The organism is Shigella sp. SIG3 (assembly GCF_053555855.1).
In genome coordinates, this window is record NZ_JBQZXE010000189.1 from 1 (window position 1) to 4,333 (window position 4,333).

The 4,333-nt window shown below is 48.0% G+C and carries 5 protein-coding genes; 1 reads left to right on the forward strand and 4 read right to left on the reverse strand.

The features are described 5' to 3' along the window. Both ACUU1I_RS19770 and cybB read right to left on the reverse strand, forming a co-directional pair. Positions 1 to 160: YdcA family protein (locus tag ACUU1I_RS19770; protein ID WP_449141846.1), on the reverse strand; the 160-nt coding region annotated here is incomplete at its 3' end. Positions 161 to 404: 244 nt separating this feature from the next. Then, the gene (gene cybB / locus ACUU1I_RS19775) at positions 405 to 935 is read right to left on the reverse strand and encodes a cytochrome b561 (RefSeq protein ID WP_000428998.1); all 531 of its coding nucleotides are present in this window, start codon (positions 933 to 935) and stop codon (positions 405 to 407) included. 188 nt (positions 936 to 1,123) lie between these two features. Between cybB and gap the strand changes: the two genes are divergently transcribed. After that, complete coding sequence (gap, locus tag ACUU1I_RS19780) at positions 1,124 to 2,125, forward strand: type I glyceraldehyde-3-phosphate dehydrogenase (protein WP_000048655.1); 1,002 nt, start codon at positions 1,124 to 1,126, stop codon at positions 2,123 to 2,125. 41 nt (positions 2,126 to 2,166) lie between these two features. Here gap and aldA read toward each other — a convergent pair whose 3' ends face one another. Both aldA and ydcF read right to left on the reverse strand, forming a co-directional pair. Continuing rightward, complete coding sequence (aldA, locus tag ACUU1I_RS19785) at positions 2,167 to 3,606, reverse strand: aldehyde dehydrogenase (RefSeq protein ID WP_000115921.1); 1,440 nt, start codon at positions 3,604 to 3,606, stop codon at positions 2,167 to 2,169. Between the two features lie 196 nt (positions 3,607 to 3,802). Continuing rightward, positions 3,803 to 4,333, reverse strand: a 531-nt coding sequence (ydcF, locus tag ACUU1I_RS19790; protein WP_449144891.1) for a DUF218 domain-containing protein YdcF, incomplete at its 5' end; no start/stop codon positions are given.

Consider the following 4,333-nt stretch of genomic DNA (forward strand, 5'->3'; position numbering starts at 1 on the left):
TTTTTTTCGATGCACTAATAGAACCATCATTACAGACAAATTTGCCGCCTGCCGTACAGTGTGAGATCCCCCCTTTCGAACCAGAACAGGGTTTGCGCCCGGCATCGGCATAAAAGGAAACAAGCGTTCCCATAAACAAAATAAGTGCCAGTTTTTTCATATAACCTCCATGGTTTATCGAATCTTATGTGCGATTTGAACGTTATACGCTGGTTTATTTTGATACCGTTGATGAGATCAAAGATCGGGTGAATTGATTAAAAATAAGCCAGATGGACGTATGGGCAAGGATTATGGTTTTATTTGTCATACAAATAAATATGATAGGCGCTTCCGATGTAGACCCGTATTCTTCGCCTGTACCACGGGTCGGTTTTAGTACAGGCGTTTTCTTTAAATATCCTTCAGGAACGTTTACGCGGCATCATGCGTAGAAGTGTGTTGTCCTTCCAGAAATAGTGGTGTGCCAGTGCAGCCGCAGCGTGCAACCCGATGACAAAATATCCCAGATTCGCCAGCGTCTCATGCCACGACTTTAAGCTATCAACCCGTTCGAAATTGGCCTCTGAAGCGTAAGGCATCGTCAAACCAAACGCAAACCACGGGTTGCCCCGGTTATACATCATCACCAAACCAATCACTGGCAGCGCAATAAACAGGAGATAAATCACCAAATGTCCCAAATGCGCCAGTCCCGTCATCATCGGTTTCGGCTTAGGTATAATCGGCGGGGTTGGGTATTTCAGTCTTAACAAAAGACGAACCACCATCAGCACGAGAATTGAGATGCCACAGGAAACATGAATCATGTTGATGAGCGGCCGATCGCTACGTGGGAAGAAACCACGAAACTCCATTGCGCAATACGCTGCGATAACCAGCAAAAAGACCAGCCAGTGAATGCTGATTTGTAACCTTGAGTATTTATTTTCCATAACATTTCCTGCTTTAACATAATTTTCCGTTAACATAACGGGCTTTTCTCAAAATTTCATTAAATATTGTTCACCCGTTTTCAGTACGTTACGTTTCACTGTAAGAATGGAGATTGCCCATCCCACAATCCTGGTCTAAGCCTGGAAAGGATCAATTTTCATCCGAACGTTCCTGACAGGAGAAAACCATGAGTAAAGTTGGTATTAACGGTTTTGGTCGTATCGGTCGACTGGTGTTGCGTCGTTTACTTGAAGTCAAAAGCAACATAGACGTTGTCGCTATTAATGATCTTACTTCCCCAAAAATTCTCGCCTATCTGCTGAAACATGATTCAAACTATGGTCCGTTCCCCTGGAGCGTTGATTTTACGGAAGATTCACTTATCGTTGATGGGAAAAGTATCGCGGTTTACGCCGAAAAAGAGGCTAAAAATATTCCGTGGAAAGCGAAAGGGGCAGAAATCATTGTCGAATGTACTGGCTTTTATACCTCCGCCGATAAATCGCAGGCGCATCTTGATGCTGGTGCGAAGAAGGTGTTGATTTCCGCTCCTGCCGGTGAAATGAAAACCATCGTTTATAACGTTAATGACAACACTCTGGATGGCAACGACACCATTGTTTCCGTGGCGTCATGCACCACTAACTGCCTTGCGCCGATGGCCAAAGCCTTGCATGACAGTTTCGGGATAGAAGTCGGCACGATGACGACCATTCATGCCTATACTGGCACCCAGTCACTGGTGGATGGCCCGCGTGGTAAAGATTTACGTGCTTCACGCGCAGCGGCAGAAAATATCATTCCCCACACTACGGGGGCGGCAAAAGCCATTGGTCTGGTGATCCCGGAACTGAGCGGCAAACTGAAAGGTCATGCGCAACGCGTGCCGGTGAAAACAGGTTCGGTCACTGAGCTGGTGTCCATTCTCGGAAAAAAAGTGACTGCCGAAGAGGTGAATAACGCACTTAAACAAGCAACCACCAATAACGAGTCATTTGGTTATACCGATGAAGAAATAGTCTCTTCCGATATCATTGGCAGCCATTTCGGTTCAGTGTTTGATGCCACGCAAACGGAAATTACCGCCGTGGGCGATTTACAACTGGTGAAAACGGTCGCCTGGTACGATAACGAATATGGCTTCGTCATGCAGCTTATTCGCACCCTCGAAAAATTCGCTAAACTCTGACGCGCACAGGCGGAGGAAAAAACCTCCGCCTCTTTCACTCATTAAGACTGTAAATAAACCACCTGGGTCTGCAGATATTCATGCAGGCCATGTTTACCATCTGCGCCGCCAATACCGGATTTACGCCATCCGGCGTGGAAACCTTGCATAGCTTCGAAGTTTTCACGGTTGATGTAAGTTTCACCAAACTTCAGCCCTTTAATGGCTTTCATCGCGACGTTCAGATTTTGGGTATAGATTGATGAGGTCAGGCCGTAATCACTGTCATTAGCCATTGAGATAGCATCTTCCAGCGTGTCAAATGCGACAACTGGCAGCACCGGGCCAAAGGTTTCCTCATGCATAATCGACATTTCCTGGCGAACATCCAGCAGCAATGTCGGCGGATAATAATATCCTTTCCCCTCTACCGCTTTGCCACCCAACGCCACTCTCGCCCCTTCTTCTACTGCGCGCGCCACTTTTTGCTCAACCCTTTCCAGCGCCGCGGCGTTAATCAACGGCCCCATCGCAATGTCGTTGCGTTCAGCGGGGTTACCAAATTGAACCGCCTGCAACGCTTCACCCAGCCGATTGACGAACTGATCATAAATGCCTTTCTGTACATAAACACGTTCTGCACAGTTACACACTTGCCCACTATTAATGACGCGTGAATCAACGATGGCTTTGACTGCCAGTTCAAGATCGGCATCGTCCATTACGATAGCCGGTGCTTTACCACCCAATTCCAGACACACTTTGGTGATGTTTTTCGCCGCAGTCGCCATGATCTTCTCACCTGCAGAGACGCTGCCTGTCATACTGACCATTGCGACCTTTGGGTTACCCGCCAGTTCTTGCCCAACGGTTTCACCACGCCCCAGTACAAGGTTAAACACGCCGCGCGGAAGGCCTATTTCATCGACGATTTTGGCGAATGCAATCGCATTGTTTGGCGTAAATTCACTGGGTTTAATGACGATGGTATTACCGGTCAAAAGAGCGGGAGCCATTTTGCGGGCAATGAGGAAGAACGGAAAGTTCCACGGCAGAATGCCGGTAGTCACACCAAGCGCACGTTTAAACAGAAGAATATTTTCTCCTGGACGATCGCTTTGAATAATCTCGCCCTCGTAACGCCGTGCCCACTCCGCCATGTAATCGATATAGTCGGCAGTAAAAGCCACTTCGACTTCAGCTAGCTGCTGGATCTTGCCCCCTTCTTCAACAATCAGCGCACTGATTTCACTGGCGCGTTCGCGGATCCCGGCGGAGATTTTGCACAACCAACTGGCGCGTTCAATAGCAGGCAACGCTTCCCATTCTGGTTGTGCACGTTCTGCTGCATCGATTGCCTTACGGGCATCCTCGGCCTGACCATCGGGTATGCGGGAAATGACAGCCTCTGTAGCAGGGTTTACCACATCAATCCATGCGTCTCCACGCCAGGTAACAAACTGTCCATCGATATACATAGGATGTTGAACGGGTACTGACATGGGCGACTCCTGTGATTTATATGTTTGTTTTCGGTGAATATATTGTTAATTAACATCAATCATCAGAGAGACGGCATCGGGAAAGGACAATTCTGTGGAGGGCTTCATAAAAACAAGTGTAAAAGGAATAAAAGGCAGAAATAAAAGTCAGGAGTCATGCCCGTTTGCAAACAAGTGGTTCACAAACGGGCAATTTTTAACGTAACGAGCGACTTTCCATCGCCTCGATGAGCACCGCATCATGTTTCAGCGTTTGCCATGCATGGATGACTTCTGCCGGAAAATCAACGTGAACGATAAAATCTCGCCCGCGGGGACCGTAGCCATCGCTATCATCGTGTAAACGCGGCAGCTCGCCAGTGAGTAGTGAGAGATAACGCTCAACCGGCCATAATCCTTGTAACTGATTAATAAAGATTACACTGTCTGCGTTATTTCCTAACTGAGGAACGAATCCGGGATAACTTAACCAGCGTGGTGCATCGGGATTGTCCCCGGTCATACGGCGGAACGTTGCCATCGTGCGCCGCTGCATGGTGGGGTCCTGTACAACGATAGCCGTATGAACTCGTTCTACGGCCTGATTCAATAGCGTGATGCTAAAGCGTGCGTTTTCACCGCAGTTTGTTGACTGGTCTTCAATCCAGATTTTTTCATGCGGAATATGCCAGAACTGATGAGCGATATCCACCTGGATGGTCGCTTCTGCTCTGCCAGTGGTGCGGAC